The organism is Kitasatospora sp. NPDC001261, from assembly GCF_042896795.1.
In the GTDB taxonomy this organism is placed as follows: Bacteria; Actinomycetota; Actinomycetes; order Streptomycetales; family Streptomycetaceae; genus Kitasatospora.
On sequence record NZ_JBIAXP010000035.1, the window covers coordinates 55,755 to 78,638 of the forward strand.

At 71.7% G+C, this 22,884-nt stretch carries 25 protein-coding genes; 14 read left to right on the top strand and 11 right to left on the bottom strand.

The features are described from left to right. The first annotated feature begins 20 nt into the window (after window positions 1-20). The gene (locus ACFY4B_RS36150) at window positions 21-866 is read left to right on the top strand and encodes a helix-turn-helix domain-containing protein (protein ID WP_387975052.1); all 846 of its coding nucleotides are present in this window, start codon (window positions 21-23) and stop codon (window positions 864-866) included. A gap of 155 nt (window positions 867-1,021) precedes the next feature. Here the strand turns inward: ACFY4B_RS36150 and ACFY4B_RS36155 are convergent, their stop codons facing one another. The 3 genes from ACFY4B_RS36155 to ACFY4B_RS36165 form a co-directional block, all read right to left on the bottom strand. After that, window positions 1,022-1,213, bottom strand: a complete 192-nt coding sequence (locus ACFY4B_RS36155; RefSeq protein WP_387975055.1) for a DUF397 domain-containing protein — start codon at window positions 1,211-1,213, stop codon at window positions 1,022-1,024. A 91-nt stretch (window positions 1,214-1,304) separates the two neighbouring features. Then, complete coding sequence (locus ACFY4B_RS36160; protein WP_117485001.1) at window positions 1,305-1,496, bottom strand: DUF397 domain-containing protein; 192 nt, start codon at window positions 1,494-1,496, stop codon at window positions 1,305-1,307. Then, a complete protein-coding gene (locus ACFY4B_RS36165; RefSeq protein WP_117484999.1) occupies window positions 1,489-2,352 on the bottom strand; it encodes a helix-turn-helix transcriptional regulator in 864 nt (287 codons plus the stop codon). Before ACFY4B_RS36165 ends, ACFY4B_RS36160 begins: the two co-directional genes overlap by 8 nt. Before the next feature lie 268 nt (window positions 2,353-2,620). Between ACFY4B_RS36165 and ACFY4B_RS36170 the strand changes: the two genes are divergently transcribed. From ACFY4B_RS36170 to ACFY4B_RS36185, 4 genes are all read left to right on the top strand, one after another. Next, window positions 2,621-2,986: an ATP-binding protein gene (locus tag ACFY4B_RS36170; RefSeq protein WP_074000926.1), complete on the top strand. Its 366-nt coding sequence runs from the start codon at window positions 2,621-2,623 to the stop codon at window positions 2,984-2,986. Continuing rightward, window positions 2,986-3,246: a hypothetical protein gene (locus ACFY4B_RS36175; protein ID WP_375873987.1), complete on the top strand. Its 261-nt coding sequence runs from the start codon at window positions 2,986-2,988 to the stop codon at window positions 3,244-3,246. The genes ACFY4B_RS36170 and ACFY4B_RS36175 overlap by 1 nt, the downstream gene beginning before the upstream one ends. Before the next feature lie 225 nt (window positions 3,247-3,471). Further along, window positions 3,472-3,990 carry a DUF6879 family protein gene (locus ACFY4B_RS36180; protein ID WP_387975058.1) on the top strand — a complete coding sequence of 173 codons (519 nt, stop codon included), beginning with the start codon at window positions 3,472-3,474 and terminating at the stop codon, window positions 3,988-3,990. Window positions 3,991-4,431: 441 nt separating this feature from the next. Next, window positions 4,432-5,136: a DUF1062 domain-containing protein gene (locus ACFY4B_RS36185; protein ID WP_387975061.1), complete on the top strand. Its 705-nt coding sequence runs from the start codon at window positions 4,432-4,434 to the stop codon at window positions 5,134-5,136. 167 nt (window positions 5,137-5,303) lie between these two features. Here ACFY4B_RS36185 and ACFY4B_RS36190 read toward each other — a convergent pair whose 3' ends face one another. Then, window positions 5,304-5,462 (bottom strand): hypothetical protein, encoded by a 159-nt coding sequence (locus ACFY4B_RS36190; protein ID WP_387975064.1) that lies wholly within the window; start codon window positions 5,460-5,462, stop codon window positions 5,304-5,306. A 95-nt stretch (window positions 5,463-5,557) separates the two neighbouring features. Then, on the bottom strand, window positions 5,558-7,123 hold the full coding sequence (gene guaD / locus ACFY4B_RS36195; protein ID WP_387975067.1) for a guanine deaminase: 1,566 nt from the start codon (window positions 7,121-7,123) through the stop codon (window positions 5,558-5,560). A gap of 718 nt (window positions 7,124-7,841) precedes the next feature. Between guaD and ACFY4B_RS36200 the strand changes: the two genes are divergently transcribed. Both ACFY4B_RS36200 and ACFY4B_RS36205 read left to right on the top strand, forming a co-directional pair. Beyond that, entirely contained in the window at window positions 7,842-8,183 is a 342-nt protein-coding gene (locus ACFY4B_RS36200) for a hypothetical protein (RefSeq protein ID WP_147408968.1), read from the top strand. Between the two features lie 80 nt (window positions 8,184-8,263). Continuing rightward, entirely contained in the window at window positions 8,264-9,253 is a 990-nt protein-coding gene (locus ACFY4B_RS36205) for a hypothetical protein (RefSeq protein WP_387975070.1), read from the top strand. Here ACFY4B_RS36205 and ACFY4B_RS36210 read toward each other — a convergent pair. From ACFY4B_RS36210 to ACFY4B_RS36220, 3 genes are all read right to left on the bottom strand, one after another. Next, window positions 9,241-9,669, bottom strand: a complete 429-nt coding sequence (locus tag ACFY4B_RS36210) for a nuclear transport factor 2 family protein (protein ID WP_117484976.1) — start codon at window positions 9,667-9,669, stop codon at window positions 9,241-9,243. The genes ACFY4B_RS36205 and ACFY4B_RS36210 overlap by 13 nt on opposite strands. Before the next feature lie 110 nt (window positions 9,670-9,779). Next, entirely contained in the window at window positions 9,780-10,409 is a 630-nt protein-coding gene (locus ACFY4B_RS36215; protein WP_387975073.1) for an isochorismatase family protein, read from the bottom strand. Between the two features lie 264 nt (window positions 10,410-10,673). Further along, window positions 10,674-10,889 carry a hypothetical protein gene (locus tag ACFY4B_RS36220; RefSeq protein ID WP_387975075.1) on the bottom strand — a complete coding sequence of 72 codons (216 nt, stop codon included), beginning with the start codon at window positions 10,887-10,889 and terminating at the stop codon, window positions 10,674-10,676. A gap of 211 nt (window positions 10,890-11,100) precedes the next feature. On the opposite strand from ACFY4B_RS36220, the gene ACFY4B_RS36225 reads away from it, so the two are divergent. After that, window positions 11,101-13,107 carry a ricin-type beta-trefoil lectin domain protein gene (locus ACFY4B_RS36225; RefSeq protein WP_387975078.1) on the top strand — a complete coding sequence of 669 codons (2,007 nt, stop codon included), beginning with the start codon at window positions 11,101-11,103 and terminating at the stop codon, window positions 13,105-13,107. A 66-nt stretch (window positions 13,108-13,173) separates the two neighbouring features. Here ACFY4B_RS36225 and ACFY4B_RS36230 read toward each other — a convergent pair whose 3' ends face one another. Further along, complete coding sequence (locus ACFY4B_RS36230; RefSeq protein ID WP_387975081.1) at window positions 13,174-14,127, bottom strand: hypothetical protein; 954 nt, start codon at window positions 14,125-14,127, stop codon at window positions 13,174-13,176. 451 nt (window positions 14,128-14,578) lie between these two features. On the opposite strand from ACFY4B_RS36230, the gene ACFY4B_RS36235 reads away from it, so the two are divergent. Together ACFY4B_RS36235 and ACFY4B_RS36240 are read left to right on the top strand one after the other, a co-directional pair. Then, window positions 14,579-14,974: an RICIN domain-containing protein gene (locus ACFY4B_RS36235; protein ID WP_387975084.1), complete on the top strand. Its 396-nt coding sequence runs from the start codon at window positions 14,579-14,581 to the stop codon at window positions 14,972-14,974. A gap of 98 nt (window positions 14,975-15,072) precedes the next feature. Next, window positions 15,073-16,104 (top strand): DUF4232 domain-containing protein, encoded by a 1,032-nt coding sequence (locus ACFY4B_RS36240; protein ID WP_387975087.1) that lies wholly within the window; start codon window positions 15,073-15,075, stop codon window positions 16,102-16,104. Window positions 16,105-16,485: 381 nt separating this feature from the next. Here the strand turns inward: ACFY4B_RS36240 and ACFY4B_RS36245 are convergent, their stop codons facing one another. Further along, window positions 16,486-17,502 (bottom strand): helix-turn-helix domain-containing protein, encoded by a 1,017-nt coding sequence (locus ACFY4B_RS36245; protein WP_387975090.1) that lies wholly within the window; start codon window positions 17,500-17,502, stop codon window positions 16,486-16,488. Between the two features lie 349 nt (window positions 17,503-17,851). Here ACFY4B_RS36245 and ACFY4B_RS36250 point away from each other — a divergent pair, with 349 nt between their 5' ends. Further along, window positions 17,852-18,367, top strand: coding sequence for a hypothetical protein (locus ACFY4B_RS36250; RefSeq protein WP_387975092.1), 516 nt, complete (start codon window positions 17,852-17,854; stop codon window positions 18,365-18,367). Between the two features lie 127 nt (window positions 18,368-18,494). On the opposite strand, the gene ACFY4B_RS36255 is transcribed toward ACFY4B_RS36250, so the two are convergent. Continuing rightward, window positions 18,495-19,307 (bottom strand): GntR family transcriptional regulator, encoded by an 813-nt coding sequence (locus ACFY4B_RS36255; protein ID WP_375876341.1) that lies wholly within the window; start codon window positions 19,305-19,307, stop codon window positions 18,495-18,497. Between the two features lie 217 nt (window positions 19,308-19,524). Between ACFY4B_RS36255 and ACFY4B_RS36260 the strand changes: the two genes are divergently transcribed. The 3 genes from ACFY4B_RS36260 to ACFY4B_RS36270 all read left to right on the top strand — a co-directional run bounded on the left by ACFY4B_RS36260 (window position 19,525) and on the right by ACFY4B_RS36270 (window position 22,745). After that, window positions 19,525-21,069, top strand: a complete 1,545-nt coding sequence (locus ACFY4B_RS36260) for an alkaline phosphatase family protein (RefSeq protein WP_380745636.1) — start codon at window positions 19,525-19,527, stop codon at window positions 21,067-21,069. A gap of 206 nt (window positions 21,070-21,275) precedes the next feature. After that, window positions 21,276-22,286, top strand: a complete 1,011-nt coding sequence (locus ACFY4B_RS36265) for an aldo/keto reductase (RefSeq protein WP_074005386.1) — start codon at window positions 21,276-21,278, stop codon at window positions 22,284-22,286. Window positions 22,287-22,325: 39 nt separating this feature from the next. After that, entirely contained in the window at window positions 22,326-22,745 is a 420-nt protein-coding gene (locus ACFY4B_RS36270; RefSeq protein WP_074005387.1) for an SRPBCC family protein, read from the top strand. Window positions 22,746-22,884 lie beyond the last annotated feature (139 nt).

Genomic DNA, 22,884 nt, shown 5'->3' on the forward strand with positions numbered 1-22,884 from the left:
GCTCAGGTAGTTTCCGTCATGTGAGTACCGACTTTCAGCAGGCACGGGTTGCTCTCGGTGCCCGGATGCGTGAACTCCGCACCGAGAGCGGCTTGTCCGGCCGCGCCCTGGCCGCGTTGTTGGGTTGGCCGCAGTCCAAGGTCAGCACGTTGGAGAATGGAAGGCAGTCGCCCGGCACGGCGGATCTTGTCGCGTGGGCGGAGGCCGTCGGCAAGCCTGACGCCGCCGCCGAACTCGTGGGCCGACTACGGACGCTGGAGACGCAGTACCGGTCGTGGAGGCGCCAGCTCGCGGGTGGCGCACGACCCGTGCAGGAGGCGCATGCCGCGCAGGGAAAGAAGACCGGGCATCGTCAGTCGTTCGATCCGACTCTCATTCCCGGCCTGCTGCAGACGGCTGAGTACGCTCGGGCGGTCCTCGCCCGGTACACCAGGGTTCATCCCTCGATCCGTGATGTCGAGGCGGCGGTGGCGGCTCGGATGGAGCGCCAGAGGGTGCTCGCCGATCGCTCGCGTTCGTTCCACTTCCTGGTGTGGGAAGGGGCGCTCCTGTCCCGTCTCTGCCCGCCGGCCGTGATGGCCGCCCAGATGAGGGCTTTGACGCCGTGGCTGGCGGGTGGGAACGTCCGGTTGGGAATCGTTCCTTTTGAGGCCGATCTGCAAGTGCCTGTGGGAGTCGGGTTCTCGATCCATGACGGCACGTTGGTGATCACCGAGTCCTGGCACGCGGAGATGTGGCTGGACGATCCGGCGGACGTCGCGCTCCACACCCGGGCATGGGACGCGCTGGCGGAGAGCGCCGTGTACGGTCCGGCGGCACACCGGGTGATCGTCAGGTCCTGGCGGGTGCCGCCTGATGATCACTGAGGAAGCAGGGTCCCTCTGTCGGCGGGTCCTTGCGGAGCGCAAGGGCCCGCCGGGCGGCGAACAACGGTCCCCGGCGCCGGGGACGACGGCGTCGGAGCGGTTCGATGGGGTGTCTGCGCAGGAAGTCGGGCGGGCCGACTTCCTGCGCACAGGGTTCAGGCGTGGCGGTCGAACTCGCCGGCCTTGATGCCGTGGAGGAGGGCGGCGAAGGTGGTGGGGGTGGTGCGGAGGACGAGGTGGCTCTGGTCGGACTCGCGGAGTTCGACCGCGCCGCTGGCCGTACGGACCTCGATGCACTCGCTCGAAGCCCCGCTGTAGCTGGACTTCTGCCAGTTGGACTCAGGCATTGCTGTCTTCCGCTTCCTTCCCCGCATATCGGATGGGGTCTTCTGTTGCGCCCCTCGCCCTGGGGAGGGCGAGGGGCGCGGAGCGGACTCGTCAGGCGTGGTGGTCGAACTCGCCGGCCTTGATGCCGTGGAGGAGAGAGGCGAGGGCGATGGGGGTGGTACGGAGGACGAGGTGGCCCTCGTCGGATTCGCGGAGGTTGACTGCGCCGCCGACCGTACGGACCTCGACGCACTCGTTGTTTGCGGCGCTGTAGCTGGACTTCTGCCACTCTGAACTACGCATACGTATGGTTCACATCCTCCATGACGGATCGAATGAAATCACGTGATCCTTCTTCGGAGAGTGCTGTGGAGTCCAGACGAGAGAAGATCGCCCGGTGCTTGGCCAGGTCTGCTGGGGAGTCGAAGAACAGTGCACCTTGGGTGACGTCCATCTGGATGGTGTCCAACTCGGGGACAGGGCCTTCGGCGAACGTGAGGTTCTCGCCGGAACCGGGGAAGGTGTCGACGGCGAAGGGCACGACGCGGACTGAGATGCCGGGCCGTTCGGAATCGTCGAGCAGTGAACCGAGCTGTCCGATGAGCACCTTGAGGCCACCGAACTGCATCCGAAGTGCAGCCTCGTGGATGAACACCTGGAGGGGGATCGCACCCGAGCGAACGACCTCTTGCCGCTTGAGCCGGAAGGCCGTCCTGGTGTCGATGTCCTGCGGCGGCAACGGAGGGAAGATCCGGGCGAACACGGCCGAGGCGTAGTCGCTGGTCTGCAGCAGTCCGGGCACGTAGGTGGTCGTGCAGATGGTCAGCCGCTTGGCGCGGTTCTCAAGCTCTGCCACCTCAAGGAAGTCGATGGTCAGGGTGCCACGGTACTTCTCCCACCATCCCTTCTCCCGCTCCAAGGCCATGTCAACGAGGGCGTTGATCAGCGGCTGGTTGACGCAGTTGCAGGCCGAGGCGAGGGTCCGCAGGCGCTCGGGGCTGACGCCGATCTTCGCCTTCTCCATCTGCGTCATCTGTCCGGGGCTGATGCCGAGAGTGCGAGCGAGTTGGCTACCACCGAGCTCGGCTTGCTCCCGGATTCTCCGCAGCTCAGAGCCAAGCCGCCGTTGACGGAGGGTCGGATTGGAGCGAAGGGGCATGGCGTCCTTTCTGCCTGTGCTGGGGCCAGTGTGCCGCGCTGGCTACGTGCAGGTCCATCTGAGAGCCACACGATAGAGCGAATTTGTAGGCGTCGGCCTAAAAACTCAGGGAGGGGTGCGCTACGGTCGACCTCACATCGATCCGACGGATCGTCAGTAACGCCTGCTAGCAAGCACCGCAGAGCAGCCATGTCCTTCTCCACCGGCCTGGCTCACGGCGACACATGTTCCGCCGGTTCCCCCTCACTCACGCCTCGGGAGAACTCCCATGCGTCACATCAACACCCCCACCATCGCGGTCGCGCGACAGACCCTCCGCAACACCATGACCCGCGTCGGCTGGCCCGCCTCCCCGATCTTCGACGCGCAGCTCGCGCTCTGCGAGCTCCTCGTCAACGCCTGGCGGCACACCGAAACCCCCGCGCCGCTGGTCGAGATCATCTCCGAGGGGGACGTCCTCCGGGTCTCCGTCACGGACGAGAGCCCCGTCCTGCCCTCCGCCCCGCCGCTGTCCCTGCTCGCCGAGTCCGGCCGGGGCCTCCAGCTCGTCGCCGCCCTCACCCACGGCTGGGGCGTCGACCCCCACGAGCGCGCCAAATCCGTCTGGTTCGAGCTGCGGAAGGGCGCCGTCTGATGATCTACCGCCCCGGCCGTCACCCGATGCTGCCGACCGACCCCCGGATCCGCTACTACACCGAGGACCACATCAGCGCCCTCCTGGACGAAGTCGTGGAGCGGGGGCGGGAGTTCGGCCTGATCTTCCCCTCGATCGGCACCGACCGGACCATGGACGGCCGCGTCCTCGTCCGCTTCAACACGGCGCCGGCCTCAACGCTCCTCAACCTCCTCACCCTGCTCCTCGACGCCGAGCGCAGGACCGCGTGCGATACCTGATCGGGACGGCCTTCGCCGTCCTCCTCGCCCTCGCGACCGCCATCGTCGCCCTGGGCGTCGTCACCACCCTCCGCGCGGCCCCGCCCGACGAGGACGCCTGACCCGCCAGCCCCCGCCGCCCACGCGCCGGGGGCTGCGGCACTGCTTCAATCACGCCCTTGACGGCCCTTCACCGGCGGGGCCATGGTCCAGGTCATCCCCGGTCGGACAGTGAGGACAACGACGGTGGCAACGGCGGTTCGTGAGCAGCTGGCCAAGGCGCGGCGCTCGGCGGTGCATCTGGAGATGCGCGACAGCTACATGCCGGACGACCCCGAGTTCATCGCCTGGCAGCAGGGCAAGCGGCTCGATCCGGCGGACCGCGAGTCCTGGTGGCGGTCGTGGCTGGACGTGGTGGCCGAGGCGACCGGCCGTGGGGTCGCCATGCGCCGTCTGCGTGTTGTCTCCGAGCCGGTGACCGCCTACATCCGGTACGAGTACGACGTGACGTTCCCGAACGTCGCGGCGGGGGAGGACGTGCGGTGGCTGCCGCGCTCCCGCGCCGGTGACCTGCTCCTGCCCGGCCTGGACGGCTGGGTCATGGACGACAAGGTGGTGATCCTGCACCACTTCACCGGGGACGGGCAGTGGGCCGAGGCCGGCATGGAGGTCCGGACCGATCCGGACCTGGCCCAGCGGTACCTGGCGGCCTACGAGGTCGCATGGGAACGGGCGACACCGCACGCGGACTACCGTCCCGTCTGACCGACCACCGTCCATGGGGCCGTCCCGGCATCAGCCCCTGCCACCCCGGCAGCGACTCGCACGGACCGGGCTGGTTGCGGTGGTCCCGGCCCGGCCGGGACCACCGCACCACGGACCCGACCCCAGCGCCCGGGTGCGCCGGGCGCCAGGGCGGGGTCGGCGGCCCCGGCGGTGCCAGGAGGTGGGCGGGGCTGCGCGCGAGCGCCGGCCGAGGGCGGGGGGAAATCCGGTTGCCGCGGGGCGCCGTCCCGATCATGATCTCCCGCATGGACTTTTGATGACTGCCACGTAGTACGTACCTGTCGCGCGATCGACCTCGGAGCCTGACGAACCGGCCCCGGGGCGATCGGTCGCGCCCCTCGTGAGCATCCGTCAGAGAGCGGGAGCCGCCGAGTGAGTTCGGCATGCCCTCCTGCTGAGTCCTGAAAGCACCCCACACACATGAATACCGACCGCAAGGCCCTGTGGGCCGTGCGTCAGTCCGCCCTGCCCACCGTCGTCCGGCCCTGCCCGGACTGCCCCGGCACGCGGCACCGCGCCTCGGGGAAGATCCGCGTCAACGCGAACGGCAAGCTGCTCGACGTCTGGCTGCTGCTGAGCTGCGCGACGTGCGACCGGACCTCGAAGGCGCCCGTCCACGAGCGCGCCCACGTCTCGACGCTGGAGCCGGCCCGGCTGGTGGCGTACGAGACCAACGACCCCGCAGCGGTACGGGAGTTGGTGATGAGCGCGTCGCTCGCGGCGAAGAACCGGTACCGGCTCGACTGGACCGGGACGTGGGAGCTGGAGACCCGCATGCCGCTGTACGCGCTCGACGACCCGAACCCGCTCCCGGTGCGGGTGCGCTTCGAGCTGCCCGCGCCGGTCCGGGTGGAGCGGCTGCTCCAGCTCGGTCTCGGCCTGAGCCGGGCCGAGGTGCGCCGCCTGGTCGCGGACGGCCGGATCCGCCTGCCGTTCGCGCCGGACGCCAAGGCGCACCAGGACTTCGAACTCACCATCCACGGCCCCGGTTCCGTCGACGCGGCCAAACACGCGAAGTCCTCCGACGCGCCCGCCGCCGAACGCACCGACCCGGCCCGGATCGGGCTGCCGCCCGCACCCGGCCGGGACCTCCCACGCCGGGCCGCGGCGGTCGGCAGTATCTGATAGGTCGGGCGGACGGCCTGCTCGCGATGGACGAGGAGGCCGCCGACACTGTCCGCGCCCTCGATCCGGCCCGCCCGCGTCCCGCGCGGGCGGGCCGGCCGCGGCAGCGGTCAAGGCCGCGGGATGCTTTCTCGGCAGATCGTCGGGGACGGGCTGCGCGGGCCGGCTCAGAACCGGTGCATGCAGTACAGGCCGCCGTCGTAGGGCGTGAGGTCGAGCCCGGAGCGCGAGTCGATGTCGGGGATGTGTGCCGGGACGCTCCACTCGTACAGCTCGTCCCCGCCGCGGTCGTGCACGCAGTACAGGAAGTCGTTGGCGTGCTGCACAGCGAGTCCTTGTACACGTCGATGCCGGGACCGAGGTGGATGCTGCCGTTCTACTCCCGGCCTTTCGACCAGCCGGCCTCGGGGTCGTAGCCCGTTCACCGCATTCTGTTGTGCTCGGACGCCCGTTGCCACCGCTTCTCCCCGCCGACGTCGAACCGGCGGACAGGCTCCCGCCCGGACCCGGTGAGCGCGTCGTCGCCGTCCCGCTCGTGGGCGAGCCGGCCGTTGAGGTAGGTGGCCAGGACGGCGCGGTCGTCCCCCATCAGCGCGAAGGCGAACAGGAGTTCGCCGAGGGAGCCGGCGTTGGAGGTGCGGGCGGACAGCAGCGGGGTGGCGTCCGGGTCGAGGACGATGAAGTCGGCCTCGTGCCCCGGTTCCAGCGAGCCGACGAGGTGGTCGACGCGCATCGCCGAGGCCGAGCCGGCGGTCGCCAGGTAGAACAGCTTGACCCCGGTCATCGGGAAGCCCCGCAGGGCGCCGACCTTGTAGGCCTCGCCCGCGGTCTGGAACAGGGAGAGGCTGGTTCCGCCGCCGACGTCGGAGCCGAGTCCGACCAGTACCCGCCGGCGGGGGTCGGTGGCGCGGGGCATGTCGAACAGGCCGGAGCCCAGGAAGAGGTTGGACGTCGGGCAGTGCGCGACGCCACTGCCGGTCTTGTACAGGCGCTTCCACTCGCGCTTGGACAGGTGCACCGCGTGGGCGAAGACCGCGCCGGGGCCGAGCAGGCCGTACGTCTCGTAGACGTCGACGTAGTCCTTGCACTCCGGGAACAGCTGGTGGACCTTCTCCACCTCGCGCTCGTTCTCCGCCAGGTGGGTCTGCAGGAGCGTGCCGGGGTACTCCCGCCAGAGCTCCCCGGCCGCGCGCAGCATCCCGGGGGTGCAGGCGACGGCGAACCGCGGGGTGACGGCGTAGATGCTGCGGCCGACCCCGTGCCACCGTTCGATCAGCTCCCTGGACTGCTCGTAGCCCACCTCGGGGGAGGCGTCGAGCAGTTCGGGCGGGGCCGCGCACTCCTCGCTGTCCATCAGCACCTTGCCGGCCGCGAGCCGCATCCCGCGACCGACGCTCTCCGCGAACAGCGCGTCGACCGACTCCGGGTAGGTGGCGCAGTTGACCAGGGCCGTGGTCGTGCCGTTGCGCAGCAGTTCGTCGCAGAACAGGGCCGCGATGTCGCGGGCGTAGTCCGGGTCGGAGAACCGGGCCTCCTCCGGGAAGACGTCCGCTCTGAGCCAGTCCAGCAGTTGGTTGCCGTAGGCGGCGATGATCCGGGTCTGCACGTAGTGGACGTGGGTGCTGACGAGGCCCGGGAGGATCAGCTTGTCGCGGTAGTGGACGATCTTCGTGTCGGGTGGGAGGCCGCGCACGAGGTCGCCGTAGTCCCCGGCCGCGACGATCTTCCCGTCCTCGCAGACCAGCAGCCCGTCCTCCACGTAGACGAGCGCGTCCCCGTCGTCCTCGCCCTCGGGCGTCAGGAACGGGTCGTCGCGGAACCACACCAGGCCGCCCCGGACGGCCGTCGGCGCCGGCCGGCACCGGACGGCCGCCCCGGCGGGCGGTTCGCCGGCCGCTCGGGTGTCGCGGGTGTCGCGGGTGTCGCGGGTGTCGCCGAGGCGGTCGGGTCCGCCGGGTCCGTCGTCGGAGAACGCAGAGGTTCGCATGGGGCTCACTCCCAAGAGGGCTGAGGCGGCTGCGAGGCCCGTCCGAGGCTCCGGGCTCCCTGTGCTCCCCACCGGACAGCAGGCCGGACGTGTGCGGACCGATCGGCCGCGAGGCGACTGCGCTCCCAGTCTCACGAGGGGCCGATCGGCGCTGCGCGCCGGATTCCGCCGGTCGAGTGGTCTTCGGCGGGACTGGCATAGGTGGGCGCTGGGCGGCCGACGCGCCCAGCCCCGCCGGTGCGGGGGAGCACCTTCCCGGGGCGACAGGGTCGTCGGACAGAAGGCGTGCGAGCTCGACACCCGGCACCGGGACGTGGAGGAGAAGGGCCCCGGGGGAGCCCGGTCCGCCGCCCCGCCCCCGCCCTGCGGCTCCTGCGCTAGACGGCGGCCGGAGGGCGGCCCGAAGGCCGCTTGACGATGTACGTACATCAACCTGTTTCCGGCGGCCGTGAATTCCCGGCATATCCGCAGGCAGAAGCGAATCGGACGATCGTCTTCGGGATTACTCCCCGCCATCCGCCAGGGCACCTTTGTCCGCTTTATTCCGTCGGCCCTCGGCAAGGGCTGGTCGATCCCGGCGGCGAGTGACACTCTCTTCCGTTGTCGGCGATACGGGGCCGCGAGGGCCGGGGAAAACGGCCCGGCGCGGGCCGGTTATTTCGCATCGCCAGGTCGCAACGATCCGTCAGTCGAATGGGACAGGGAGAGCGGTACTTCCATGAATCTTCGTATCAGCAAGCGAATTGCCGCGGTGACACTCGCCGCCGCCACCGTGGTCGGCGGAGGCGTCGTCGCCGCCTCGCCCGCCAGCGCCATCGGCCCGGTGCAGTGCCCCGGCGGCGGGGCGAAGGCGTACGGCATCGAGCTGTGGATGTCGGGCTGGCAGCTCTGCTACGCGGGCAGCGTGGGGGCCATCTACCCCAACGTCGACGGCGTGAACCTGGTGACCTCGCAGTGGAACAACGGCATCATCACGGCGAACGGCTCGAACTACAACCTCTACGCCGGCGGAAGCCTCAGCTTCACCAGCGCGCACGTTTCCGAAGTGCAGATCGTGTGATTCCGCCGGCGGCGGCGGGCGTCCTCGGATGCCCGCCGCCCGCTTTTCTCCGTCTTTCTCCAGGGAGGAGAAGAATTCCGATGCCGATGCCACCGCGGGGACGCGCCCCGCTCGCGCTCACCGTTCTGGCCGTGGCCGTGAGTTCCCTTTCCGCCTGTTCCGGTGGAGGCCAGGCGAATTCCGGCCCGCCGCCGACGGGCCAGGTGCCGGTCATCGACCGGCCGGAGCAGATCACCCTTCCCCTCGACGGCTACAAGCCGACCGCCGAACAGGCGGTGACGATCAGTCGGGCCTCGCACCTCGTCACGGCCCGCTGTATGAAGGACTTCGGCCTCCAGGCCCCGGAGCAGACCTACGACGCCTTCACCCAGGCGGCGACGGCGGCCCGGGAACGGACCCAGCTCTACGGGTACTTCGCCCCGGCGAAAGCGGCCGAGAAGGGGTACGACCGCAACCAGGTCATCCCCGATTCCACCCTCTCCCCGGACGTCACCTCGGTGCTCTACGGAGCGGACCCCTCGGGGAAGCCGGTCACGGGCTTCAACGGCAGGCCGGTGCCCAAGGGCGGCTGCTGGCAGGCCGGCGCGGACGCGCTCGGCGGGCCGCCGCCGGTGCCGGGCACCGCGCAGGGCCTGCCCGACAAGGGCCCCCGGATCCCCCTCACCGACCCGCGCCTGACCGCCGCGTACGCGCAGTGGAGCGCGTGCATGAAGGGGAAGGGCTACAGCTACGCCAACCCGGCGGACGCCTACAGCGACCGCAAGTGGGGCGCGGCGGGCACCACCCCCGCGGCGGGCACCACCCCCGCCGCCGGGACGCCGCCCCCGCGCAGCCCCGACGAGGTACCGACGGCCGAGGCCGACATCGCCTGCAAGATCTCCCTGAACACGGTCGGCCGGCTCGTCGCGGTGGAGACCGCCTACGACAACCAGTACATCGCGAGGAACGCCGACTCCCTGCGGAGCTTCGCCCAGCAGCTGAGCGCGCGGACGCAGCGGGCCCAGGCCGTCATCGCGCAGGACGACGCCGTCGGCCAGGGAGCGCCGCCCGCGGTGGTTCAGCCCGGGTAGTCGATGGCGTTCAGGGCGAGGTCGTCCATCAGGCGCTCCCTGAAGAGCCACCCGCCGTCGACGCGGACCACCGTGTCGTTGAACCGGCCGTAGGCCGCGACGTGCGGCGTCTGGGTCCGCGGCTCGAAGGCGGCGATGACGACCATGTAGCTCCAGACCGTCGCGGTGTCCGCGTCGACCTCGGTGACGGTCGTGTTGGTGCTCATGTGCCGGTTGCCGGCGCGGCTGGGGCCGTAGTCGTCGAGCCACTGGGCGAGCGCCTCGCGGCCGGTCGTCGTCCCCGTGTAGTTGGTGAGGCTGCCGTCCTCGGTGAAGGTGTCGGCGAAGCCCTTGAGGTCGCCCTCGTCGACGGTCTTCCAGTAGCGGGCCAGCAGTTCGTGGATCTCGAAGCGGTCGGCTGCGGTGATGCCGGACATGCGGGTGCTCCCTATCCGAGGTCTGTCCGAGGTCGGTTCGACGTTGGTGCGAGGTTGGTTCGAGGCCGGTGCGGGACCGGTGCGGGACCGGTTCGAGGTCGGTGCGGGGTCTACCTGAGGTTTCCGCGGGCGAAGGCGGCGAAGACGCCCTCGCCGCCCATCGCGTCGAAGAACGCGGCGGCGTGCTCGCTCTGCCAGCTGCCGAGCAGCCGCGTCAGCGCCGGGACGACGGTGAGCAGCTCCGCCCCGGCGGCCCGCAGGGTGTCGCGGCTGTTGGCGGCGGAGGTGCGCGTGCCGGCCGCCGACACGTCGAGCAGGACGGCGACGCCGAAGCCGTCCCCGATCGCGGACAGGACCGGCGGCACCAGGCACACCTCGGTGGTCAGGCCGCCGACGAGGAGGTGCTCCCGGCCGGTCGCACGGACGGCCTCGACGAACGCCGGGTCGTCCCACGCGTTGATGACGCCCGCGCGCCGCACCCGGGCGGCGTACGCGGCGGGCACGAGGGTCTCGAGGTCGGGCAGCAGCGGGCCCTGCTGCCGGTCCTCGAGGCTGCTGGTCAGGACGACGGGGACGCCGACCGCCGCCGCGAAGCGCACGATCGTGCGCACCCACATCGTCAGCTGGTCGCGTTCGTCCTCGCCGGCCAGCTCGCCGGCCCACCCGATCGTGCCGACCTGGTGGTCGATCAGGACCAGCGCGGTGTTGTCGATGGTGAGGGGGATCCGGGGTGCGGTCATGACGCCCTCACCCGCCGGGGCGATCCGTGTCGAACCGGGTCGAATCGGCCCGGACACGCCTATCTGCACTCATGTGCCTACAGTAAGTGACGCCTCGGCGTCTGCGGCCCGATCCACGAGCGGGGCGGGGTGTCGCCGTCGGGACGGTGGCGGACCCCGCGGTGGACGAGGCGTTCGAGGCGTTCGAGGCGGCGCTGACCGTGCCGGGCCGTCGCGCGGGAAGTCGGCCGGTCCGACTTCCCGCGCCGAGCCCGCCGCGTGGGGTTACGCCCTGCCGCCCCTGTTGGCCCCGCCGCGCAGCAGGTTCGCGATGCGCGCGTCGACCTGCTCGCGGTCGTAGCCCCGCCACCTGATCTCGAACGCCGGCACGGGCGGCAGTGAAACGGCCCCGGACAGGGCCCTGAGGTAGTGGTCGACCTGCTCGCGGTCGTAGCCGCGCCGGACCAGGTCGAAGCCGCGGAACTCCGGTGATGTGGACACCTCGCGGGTCCTCCAATCTCTGACGACTCCCTGACGGCCGCTCGCCCGGGCCGCAGGGATCGAGGCCGGTCCGCGGGGCTCGCCGACCGGGGTGGCGCGTGAAAGGCGTCAGGCTTCTTGATCTTGTCATATGGATCGCGTCAGGAGCCGCGGGACGGCGGACTTCCGGTGCCACCATCCAACTTCCCCGAGAAGAAAGACGGTTCCGACCTTGCACCTCCTCTCCCGCCTGAAACGCGCCCTGGCCTGCGGGGTCGCCGCCGTCGCCGTGGTCTCCGTCCTGACCGCGCAGGCCCAGGCCGCGCCCGCGGCAGCGGCCGCGTCGGCCCCGGTGGACAAGAGCTGCGGAACCCCGGCCTCGCCGGGCGGCGGCAACTGCATGACGGCGCTGATCAGTTCCGCCTTCGACACGATCAGGCTGATGCACGACGCCGCCAACCTCAACAAGCTGGACAACGCCGAGTTCACCCAGAACACCGCGACGAAGCTGAGCGCGAAGTTCCCGGGGTTCAACGTCATGGTGTTCAAGACCGTGGGCACCGACCTGTACGACACCGAGTGGTTCCGGAACGAGTACAAGTCCGACATGCGGGGGGTGCTGCTCGACACCACCTACAAGCTCAACCACTTCCTGGACAAGGAGAAGAAGGAGCCGTCCGGCTACGACGTCTTCCGGATCTGGGTCTTCCAGGGGGACTCGACCTTCCGCAACCGGGGCGACGGCGGCTACCTGAACTGGGCGTTCACCGGCAACGACGGCGACACCGTCAAGAAGGAGCCGTGGACCTGCCGCTCGGGCACCGCGCGGCCCTACAAGTGCGACGGCGACGTGCGCACCGTCCACTTCCCCGCGCGCTCCGGTTACGGCACCAGGACCGGCAGCCTGACCCCCGACTCCAGCGGCCCCGGCTACCACGCCTGCCTGGACGTCAGCGGCAACGGCACCGCGAACGGCACCCCCGTCCAGATGTGGGAATGCAACGGTGGCGACGCCCAGAAATGGACGTACAACGGCTACAAGCTCCAGGCGGCCAACGGCAAGTGCCTCGACCTGGAGGCCAACAAGACCGCGAACGGGACCAAGCTCCAGGTCTGGGACTGCCTGGAGATCCCCGGACAACGCTGGAACATGTCGGCCAGCGGCGGCTTCCGGCACATGACCGACCAGGACGACCGCTCCAAGGACGTCTGCGTCGACGACTTCAGCGGCCGGACCGCCAACGGCAGCACGGTGGCGGCCTGGGCCTGCGGCTCCGAGGACCGGCGGGACGCGCCCAACCAGAACTGGGCCTGGGGCGGCACCCCGCCGACCACCACCCCGCCCACGCCCGGCGGTGGCACCGGCACCGGCGCCGAGGTGTACCTGAAGCTCGACAACGGCCTGGGCGCCGTGCCGGTCAACGGCTCCGCCGGCGCGTCGGTCGTCGCCGGGCTCCGGGGCGGCAACGAGTCCAAGTGGAAGCTCGCCCCGGCGGGCGGCGGCCGCTACCGGATCACCAGCTCGTACGGGCTGGAACTCACCGAGAACGGCGGCTACCTGGCCGAACTCCAGCCGTGGAGCAACTCCTCCCGGCAGAAGTGGGAACTCGCCGCGATCGGCAACGGCAAGTACCAGATCCGGATCTCCGGCGACGACTGCCTCGCCCACGACGCCGACTTCAAACAGCTCGGCGTGTGGACGTGCAAGCAGGACTGGCACCAGGGGTGGGTGCTCGAATCCACGTCCGGCGGCGTGATCACGCCGACCGACCCGACCACCCCGACGAAGCCGGACCCGAAGCCGAACCCGGACCCGAAGCCCAAGCCGAAGCCGTCCTCCGACATCCCGACCGAGCGGCCGCTGTTCCTGAAGCTCGCCAACGGGCTGGGCGCGACGGCCCCCAACGAGACCGCGAGCTGGGGTTCGCCGATCGTGGGCGGGATCCTGGGGGCGAAGGGCTCCACCTGGACGGTCAAGCCGCTGGGCGGGGACCGCTACCGGATCGTCAACGACCTCGGGTTCAACCTCACCGAGAACCCCGAGACCTACGTCGCCGAGCAGCAGGCGTGGGGCGACACCGCCAACCAGAAGTGGGAGTTCGTCGGCCTCGGCAACGGCAAGTACCGGGTCCAGATCGGCGACGACGACTGCCTCACCCACGACTCCGACTTCAAGCAGCTCGGGGTGTGGAGCTGCGAGGGCGGCTGGAAGCAGGAGTGGTCCTTCCAGCTCCTCTGACCGGCGTACGGGCACCGGGGCCGCGCCCGGAGTCGCGGCCCCGGTCGGGGCCGCGCGCGCTCCGTCTCAGGCCTCGTGCACGCAGTACAGGCCGCCGTAGTAGGGCGCGATGTCGAATCCGGTGTACGAGCGGACGTCGGGGATGCGCTCTGGGACGCTCCAGCTGTCGTCGCCCTCGTCGCTGTCGTCGTACCGGGTCCACCAGAGCTCGCCGCGCCCGGAGTCCGTGTCGACGTAGTAGACGCAGTACAGGTAGTCGTTGTGCCGGGCGATGGCGGGCGCATGGCTGGTGCGGACCGGGTTCCCTTCGGTGTCCTCGATGCGCCGGTCGGCGCTCCACTCCTGGGTGCCGCTGTTGTAGGTGATCCAGTACAGGTCGTCCCCGCCGCGGTCGTGCACGCAGTACAGGTAGTCCTTGAAGCGCTCGACGGCGGGTGCCCGCGCGGCCCGGATGTCGCCGGGGATCGGCCGGTCGGTGCCCCAGGTCTTCGTGGTGGTGTCGTGGGTGATCCACCGCAGGACGCCGTCGCCGTCGTGTACGCAGTAGAGGAGGCCGCCGTAGACGGTGAGCGCGGCCGGTCTCGTCGATCGGACCTCGGCCGACCGGTGGTCCTTCACCGGTTGGTGCAGGGACCATCCGGTCTCGGGGCCCTCCGAGTTGTAGCGGGTCCACCACAAGCGGCGGTCGTCCTTGGCGCGGTGGTGCACGCAGTACAGGAAGTCGTTGGCGTGCTGCACCGAGAGCGGACCGGACGTGTACACGGGGTTTTTCTCGACGTCGTAGACGAAGGACTTGCTGTACCACGTGTCGGTTTCCTTGTTGTAGTAGCCCCATGCCAGGCCGTAAGGCTCCAACGCTCCTGCGGCGAAGCAGTGCAGCAGGCCCTTGTACGCCTCGATGGCGGGAGCGGACTTCAAACCCCAGTTGTAGTGATGGTCTTTCGACCAGCCGGTCTCGGTCTCGTGGACGGTCCACCGCATCGTCTTGTCGCGGCTGGCCGGAGTGGCAGAAGTTGGCATGGGGCTCACTCCCGAAGGGGGTCGAGGTGGTCGAGAGGTCCGTCATGGCCGCGGGCTCGTCGTGTTCCTCGAAGGGAACACCTAGCCGCACGTGTACGGATCAATTGGCGGCGAGGCAGCCGCGCTCCCAGTCTTGCCGGGGTCCGGCCGGCGCTGCGCGCGGGGCTCCGCCGGTCGGGTGGTCCCCGGTGTGACTGGTATCGGTGGTCCGTTGGCGGCCGACGCGCCCGGCCCCGCCGGTGCGGGGGATCGTGGTCGCGGATTCCGTACCGCGCACGTGCGCGACGACTGACCAGCAATGGAGTACTTCGATCACGATCCATATCTTCGACCCGGTTCCGAATTCCATGATGGTACGTAATCGAACATGATCTGCCCGGCCCTATCGTGGCCCCCGGACGCCACGTCCTGTTCCCAGCGCTTCGCGCGAGAAACCGATCATGGAGGCCACATGGACATCAAGCCCGGCACCTACAGCATCAAGTGCGTCGGATACCTCACCCAGGTCGCGACCGCGCCTGCCTCGGGCGACAGGGTCGTCGGACAGAAGGAGCGCGAACTCGACACCCAGTACTGGGAGGTGGAGGAGAACGGGCAGTACAACACCATCCGGAACGTCGGTACGGGCCGGTACCTGGCCGTCGACGGCGACAGCGCCGTCCTGGGCGAGAATCCCGAGGACTGGGACGTGACGCTGGAGAACCAGGGGCGCTTCAAGGTCGCGGCGGTCGGCGACGGTAGGGCCCTGTACCTGACCGGCGGCAAGGACGGTTCCCCGGTGGAACTGGCCAACTACACCGGAGCGAAGCCCCAGCAGTGGTACTTCCAGAGCCGCGACGACGACTAGAGCGGCTCCGTCGGCGGGGCGCGGACCGTGGCAGGACTGTTGCCCGTGAAGTGGCGCAGCTCACTGCCGTCCGGTGCGGGGCGTGATCGACTCGCCCGATGCGCCAGCCCTCCCCGTCCCGCCGCCCGTTGACGGCCCGGCACCCTGCCGCGTCCGCCGTGGCCGCCGCCACCGCCGCGTTCCTGCTTGCGGGTTGCGGCACCGCGACGACCGCGGCCTCCGGCGGCGGCCCGGAGGGCTCCGGCAGCCCCCGGCCGTGCGGCAGCCCGCCGCCGAGCGCGCCCGGCGTGCCGCAGCCGACCGCGCTCGCCCAGGGCGGGGCGCGGATCACCGCCGTCGGCCGCACCTGCTTCGAGTACGAGGTGACCAACCCGAACGCCGAACCGTACGACTACACCGTGGTGTTCAACGGTCCCGATCCGGACCGGGGCGCGGCGGTGTTCGGCGGCCCGGGCGGGGGAGGGAACCTCACCCGGACCGTCACCGGGCTCGCCCCCGGCGCCACTGAGAAGGGGCGGATCGACCTGACCGCGCCCGGCGCGACCGGGCCGGGCTCCCGCCCGGGCGCCCCCACCCTGGGACGGTCCGACAACCCCCGTCCGCCGAAGCCGGAGCTCCTCCAGGTCCGCAGCGTGCCCACCGCCGAGGCGCCCAGTGCCGGCGGCCCCTGCCCGCCCTCCGGCCTGCGGCTGTACGCCGACGAGGGCAGCGCCGCGATGGGCCTGCGCGCGGTCGGCCTGCACCTGCGCAACTGCGGGACGGCCACCGTCACCCTCGACGGCTACCCGCAGGTGCAGCCGCTCGACCCCGACCACAAGCCCCTCGACGGCGTGCGGATCCTGCGCGGCGGCGCCGAGATCGCCTCCGGCACCGGCGCGGACAACCCGCCGCAGAAGATCGCCCTGGGGCCGGGGGAGGGCGCCCGCGCCACCCTGGTGTGGCGCAACACCACCGAGGCCGGCGCCGGGGACCCGCAGAACGCCCCGTACGTCCGGGTGCGCGCCACCGCCGACGCGGCCCCCGTGATGGTCGTCCCGGAGCTCGACCTCGGCACCACCGGCCGCCTCGGCGCCGGCGCCTGGGCCCGGGAGGACGCGAACGACAAGCCGTCGCCGGACCCGAGGCCCTGAGGTCCTGAGGTCCTGGAGAGGGAAGGACGGCCCGGCACGCTCCCCCGTGGCGTGCCGGGCCGTCGGCGCGGAAACGGAACGAGATGTTCCGCCGCGCGGTGTTCACTCGTGGAGGATGCCAGGGGGACACCCCCGCCGTGTTGGCACCGAGTCGACAGTCCTTGGCACTGGGTGGACAGGTGCGGCCTTCCGGCCCGTCCGTGCGCGCGGGGTGCTCGCGGTGCGGGGTTCTCGGGGGGCGTGGGTCGGCCGGCGGCCGGTGTTGTGCAGGAGGCGCAGCACCGCGTCGGTGTCCAGGCCCTCGCAGGCGGCGCCCATCGCGGCGTAGAGGAACTCCTCGATCCCGACGGCCCCGTCGGCGGGGCCGTGCCGCCCGTGCGGCTAACCGCCGGCGCCCCCGGCCAGGGCCCGCTGGCGGTGCTCGCTGGGGGAGAGGCCGTACGCGGTCTTGAAGGCGCGGCTGAACTCGGCGGCGCGGGGCAGGCCGCAGCGGGTGGCGACGGCGTGGACGGGCAGGTCGCGCAGCGCGGGGTCGGCCAGGTCGCGGCGGGCCCGCTCCAGCCGGCGGCGGCGGACGAAGGCGGCGACGGTCTCGCCGCCGGACTGCCGGGTGAACAGGCGGTGCAGGTAGCTGACCGAGATGTGGTGGGCGGCCGCGATCACGGCGGGGGTCAGCTCCGGGTCGTGCAGGTTGCGTCCGACGAAGGCCCGGACGTTCTCGACCAGGGCCCGCTGCCGGGTGTCGTCGGGTACGGCGGCCTCGGCGTCCAGTTCCCGGGCGAGCCAGGCGGCCACCAGGTCGACCACGATGCCGCCCAGCCGGGGGGTCTCGACCGGGCCCAGGACGGCGGCCTGCCGGTCCAGGCCGACGAGGAACTCCGAGAGCAGTGCGCAGGCGCCCTCCCGGGAGGAGAAGCCGCGGCCCAGCAGCTCGTGCACCCGGTGCGGCGGCAGCGGCAGCAGGGCGGTGGGGAAGTCGACGCCGACGGCCTCGATCCGGCGCTCCGCGGGCGCCTGGGCGCGGGAGCCGAAGGCCCGCAGGTCGAAGGGGTGGGAGCTGTCGAGCATGTGCAGGTTTCCGGGCCCGAAGGTCTCGGTGGGCCCGGTGTCGCGGGTCAGGGCGAAGCCGCCGTCGAGCAGCAGGGTCAGGTGGAACACTCCGAGGTCCGAGCGGCGCACCCGGCGCTCGGTGCGCTGGAAGCGGGTCGGCGGGAAGGAGGTCCGCAGGAGGGTCACCGGCCCGAGCTCCAGGCGCCGCATCTCCGCCCGGAAGTCGTCGGAGTGGTCGCTGGTCACCTCGCTGTCCCGGGTGCGGCTGACCAACTCCCGCCAGCACTCGAACCGTTCCCTCTCGGGTACGCCCTCGCCGCGGAACACGCTCGCCGTGCTCGTGGTCACTGTCCGCCCTTCCCGTCCGGGGTCCGTCCCCTTCCCTGCCCGGTCGGGCTCCCCTTCCCCACCAGGTGTCACCGGCCCCTCGCAGCCGGTGACACCGAAACCTACAAGGTCAGGCCCGGTGTCCTCCGCCCGGGGGCCCGGGGCCCGGCCGCGCTCCGCCCGGGGCGGCCGTCGCCCGCCGGGAAATCCGGTGAACCGGCCGTCCGCCACTGCCCGTTGGCATGAACGCAGGGGCCCGACAGGCCCTGCTCCCATCGGAGGGCGGCGTACGGGGCGCGTCCCGTACCGCCGTCGACGAGACCGTGCCGCGGCCGGCCAGGAACCGCGCCGCAGCGGAAAGAGGGGAACGATGAGGAACACCGGAAGGACCAGGCGCACGCTCGCCTTCGCCGGCGCCGCCCTGGCGCTGGCCTCGCTCACCGGGCTTACGACGGCCACCAGCGCGTCCGCCGACGTCAACAGCGAGTGGAACTGTTCGCGCAACCCGAGCGGCTGGGACCACATGAACTGGGGCAGCTGCCTGCTGCCCGGTGACTCGCTCGTCTCCGCCAACGGCGCCTACCGGCTGACCTACCAGACCGACGGCAACCTCGTGGAGTACGACCGCTACGGCACCGCGATGTGGAACACCGCCACCTTCGGCGGCGCGGGCAAGGCGATCATGCAGTACGACGGCAACTTCGTCGTCTACGACACCTTCAAGAACGCCAAGTGGGCCACCGGCAGCGGCTTCGGCTGCAACCCCAGCGCCAACTGGGTGCGCGTGCAGAACGACGCCAACATCGTCGTCTACCGCCCGCACGACAACAGCAGCCCCTGGGTCCCGGTCTGGTCCTCGCAGTCCGGCCGCGTCGGCACCTGCTGACACCCACGCGGCCCGTGCCCGGCACCTGCTGACACCCGCCCGGCCCGTGCCCGGCACCTGCTGACACCGCCGGGCCCGTGACACCCGGCACCGGCGGCCGCACCCCCTGCGGCCGCCGGTGCCGGCGTCAGTTCCCCCGCGGTCGCTCCGCCTCCGTGGCGCCGCCCACCCGGGGGGCGCCGTCCGGGGCGCCGAGGGCGAGGGTGAAGCTGAACCGGTCGCCGCGGTACAGGGAGCGCACCTGCTCCAGCGGGCGCCCGGCGGCGTCCAGGCTGCGGCGGTGCAGCAGCAGCATCGGCAGCGCCGGCGGGGTGCCGATCAGCAGCGCCTCGCGCGGGGTGGCCAGCACCGTCTCGATCCGTTCCTCGGCGGCGCCCAGGCGCACCCCGTGCTCGCGCAGGTAGCCGTAGAAGGACCCCTCGGGGTCGAAGTCCCGGTCCAGCGCGGGCACCCGGGCCACCGGCACGTACGTGGACTCCAGCCCGACGCGCTCCTCGTCCGCGCGCAGCACCCGCTCCAGGTGCCACAGCGGCTCGCCCTCGGGGACCTCCAGCAGCCGGGCCACCGCCGCGTCGGCGGGCAGCCGGTCCAGGCCGATCAGGGTGCGCCCGGGGCGCAGGCCCTGGCGCGAGACGCCCTCGGTGTAGCTGCTCAGGGACAGCGGCTGCTCGATCTTCGGCCCGGCCACGACCGTGCCCCGGCCCTGCCGGCGCAGCCGGCCCTCCAGCAGCAGCTCGCGCAGCGCCTGGCGCACGGTGGCCCGGGCGACGCCGTGACGCTGCGCCAGATCGGCCTCGGTGGGCAGCCGCCCGCCCGGGCCCAGCTCGGCGACCAGCTCCTCCAGTCGCGCCTTGACCAGGTAGTACTTGGGCACCCGGCCGTGCTCGGGGACGCCGGCGCGGGCGGCTTCGGGGCCGGCCCGGGAGATGGGGTGGTTCACCGCGCAAGCCTACCGAGCGCCGCCCGGGCCGCACCGGGCCGTACGGGCCGTGCCCGGCTCCCCGGGGTCGATGATCACGGAAGCGTAACGGGTCTGGTCTGAATTTCCGCGGTTGTTCATACAACCGTGGATCCGGCGAGGGTCCGTCCTCGCCCGCCCGGCGCATCCTCACTCCCGGTGCAACTGCACCGCACTGACGACCAGTTGGGAGCCCTCGATGCGCACCTCCCGCACCGCCGCCCTCGCCGCCGCCACGGCCCTCGCCGCCACCGCCGCCGCGCTGATCGCACCGACCACCGCCGCCACGGCCGCCGCCCCCGCCGCGACCGGGGCCGCCGCCGGCCCCTACCAGGGCCTGCCGAACGGCACCAAGCAGGCCAAGACCCTGGTCATCGGCGTCGACGGCACCCGCTACGACAAGCTGCTCACCGCCGACGCCCCCGCCCTTAAGGCCCTGATGGCCGGCGGCATGACCGCCACCAGCAACCTCTACGCCAACCCGCTGGCCCCCACCCTCTCCGGCCCCGGCTGGTCGACCATCGCCACCGGCGCGTGGCCCGACAAGCACCAGGTGAAGGACAACAGCTTCACCGGCTCCCGCTTCGACCTGTTCCCCGACTTCGCCACCCGCCTGGAGAACGCCGACCCCACCACCTCCACCCTGGTGATCGGCTCCTGGAACCCCATCGCCGGCAACGTCTTCAACGGCCGCGCCGACCTGCGCCTCCAGGAGAGCGAGAACGACACCAAGACCGCCGCCGACGCCGTCGACTACCTCGCCCACGGCAACCCCGACACCACCTTCCTGCACTTCGACCAGGTCGACGAGGCCGGCCACAACCACGGCGGCACCAGCCCCGAGTACGCGGCCGCCCTCCACTCCGCCGACGCCCTGGTCGGCCAGGTCCTCCAGGCCGTCAAGTCCCGGCCCACGTACGCCTCGGAGGACTGGCTGGTCGTCGTCACCACCGACCACGGCCACACCGACGCCGGCGGCCACGGCGGCAACAGCGCCAACGAGCGCCAGACCTTCCTGATCGCCAACGGCACCGGCTACGCCCCCGGCTCCCGCCGCTACGACGTCAAGCCCGTCGACATCGCCCCCACCGTCCTCAAGCACGAGGGCGTCGCCCTCGACCCCGCCTGGAAGCTCGACGGCCGCCCGATCGACGAGATCGCCCCCGACGCCTTCGACGCGCTGCGCCCGAGCCTGCAGGCCCGCGCCGACGAGAGCGGCATCCCGGCCGGGGTGAAGGGCTGGACCCACACCCCGCCGGCCGGCTGGAGCATCGACAACTCCCGCATGCCCAGCGGCGGCGTCACCGAGTGGCGCGGCTGGACCTTCGCCACCGACGAGTTCTGGACGGCCGCCCAGCTCGGCCAGTCCCGCGAGACCAACGTGCGCGCCCGCAACGTGTTCGCCGTCGCCGACTCCGACGAGTGGGACGACAAGGCGCACGGCGCCGGCCAGTTCGACTCCACCCTGGTCGGCCCCGCCTACCCGGTCTCCGGCGCGAGCCGCGGCGTGCTGTCCTTCGCCACGAACTACAAGGTCGACGGGCCGCAGACCGGCGACGTCTACGTGGTCTTCGACAACGGCGCCCCGCAGCTGGTGAAGTCCTACCGCAGCGACCTCAACACCGTCGAGAACCTCCCCGTCACCGTCCCCGCCGGCGCCACCACCGCCCGCTTCCAGTTCCGCTACACCGGCACCAACAGCGCCTTCTGGACCGTCGACCAGGTCTCCTTCACCGCCTCCTGACCCGGGCGGCGCGCGGGCGGGGGAGGGGCACCGGGCCCCCCCCCCCCCCGCGGCCGTAGACGGCGGGATCGGCCCACCCCTTGCATTGCCACGCGTATGCAACTATTGTTCCTGCATGTAAGGCGCGTTTGCACTAATCCTTCGGTGCGGACGCAACTCCCGGCGGGTCCCCCCATGACGCCCGCTCGCTCCGCAAAGGCAGTGACATGTCCCTGAAGAACATCCTCCCCGGCAAGCTCGGCTTCGGCACCGCCCCGCTCGGCAACATGTTCCGCGCGATCCCCGACGCCGAGGCCCTGGCCACCGTCGAAGCCGCCTGGGACCAGGGCGTCCGCTACTTCGACACCGCCCCCTTCTACGGCGCCGGCCTCTCCGAGGAGCGCCTGGGCGAGGTGCTGTCCACCAAGCCGCGCGACGAGTACGTCCTGTCCACCAAGGTCGGCCGCGTCATCCTCGACGAGCTGGAGGAGGGCGCCCGCGACCTCGGCGAGAAGGGCGGCCTCTTCGAGCACGGCAACCCGAACAAGATGCTCCACGTGTGGACCGCCGAGGCCACCGAGCGCTCCGTCGAGGACAGCCTCAAGCGCCTGGGCACCGACCGCCTGGACATCGTCTGGGTCCACGACATCGCCCAGGACTTCCACGGCGACCAGTGGCTCGCCAAGTTCGAGGAGGCCCGCACCGGCGCCTTCCGCGTCCTGTCCCGCCTGCGCGACGAGGGCGTCATCAAGGCCTGGGGCCTGGGCGTCAACAAGACCGAGCCGATCGAGCTGACCCTGGCCCTGGACGAGCCGCAGCCCGACGGCTTCCTCCTCGCCGGCCGCTACACCCTGCTCGACCACGACCACGCCCTCCAGCGCCTGCTGCCGATGGCGCAGGAGCAGGGCGTCGACATGGTCGTCGGCGGCCCCTACAGCTCCGGGATCCTCGCCGGCGGCACCCACTTCGAGTACCAGCAGGCCCCCGCCCACATCATCGAGCGCGTCACCGAGCTCAAGGCCCTGGCCGCCAAGCACGGCGTCTCCATCAAGGCCGCCGCCCTGCAGTTCTCCCTCGCCCACCCGGTGACCGCCGCCGCCGTCCCCGGCGCCACCAAGCCCGGCCGCATCGCCGAGGACGTCGCCGCCCTCAACGAGACCGTCCCGGCCGCGTTCTGGCAGGAGCTGCGCGCCGCCGGCCTGGTCAGCCCGGCCGCCCCGCTGCCGAACAACGCCTGACCACCCGCACACCCCACCGCAGTGACAGGAGAAACGACCATGGCCTCCACCTCCGTCAGCCGTACCGTCCCCGCCACCCCCGAGAAGGTCTGGAGCCTCATCGGCGGCTTCGACGCCCTGCCCGACTGGCTGCCCTACATCCCCGAGAGCACCGCCTCCGAGGGCGGCCGCGTGCGCAGCCTGAAGAACCCCGAGGGCGACGTCATCGTCGAGCGCCTCGTCGACTTCAACGAGACCGAGCGGCAGTACAGCTACGCCATCCTCCAGGCCCCGTTCCCGGTCGACGGCTACGTCTCCACCCTCCGCGTCCACGCCGTCCCGGGCCGCGCCGACCTCGCCGAGGTCCAGTGGTCCGGCCGCTTCAACCCCGTCGGCGCCACCGAGCAGGAGGTCGTCGACCTGTTCACCGGCATCTACGCCGACGGCCTCGACGCCCTGGCCCGCACCCTCGCGGGCTGACCCGGGGCACCGCGCACCGGCGGGGGGGGGGGGGGGGGGGCCCCGGGGGGGGGGGGGGGGGGGGGCCCCCCCCCCCCCCCCCCCCGGCGTTCCGGTCTGCGTCCTGATCGGTTCCCGGTCGGCGTTCCGGGGCGGACCG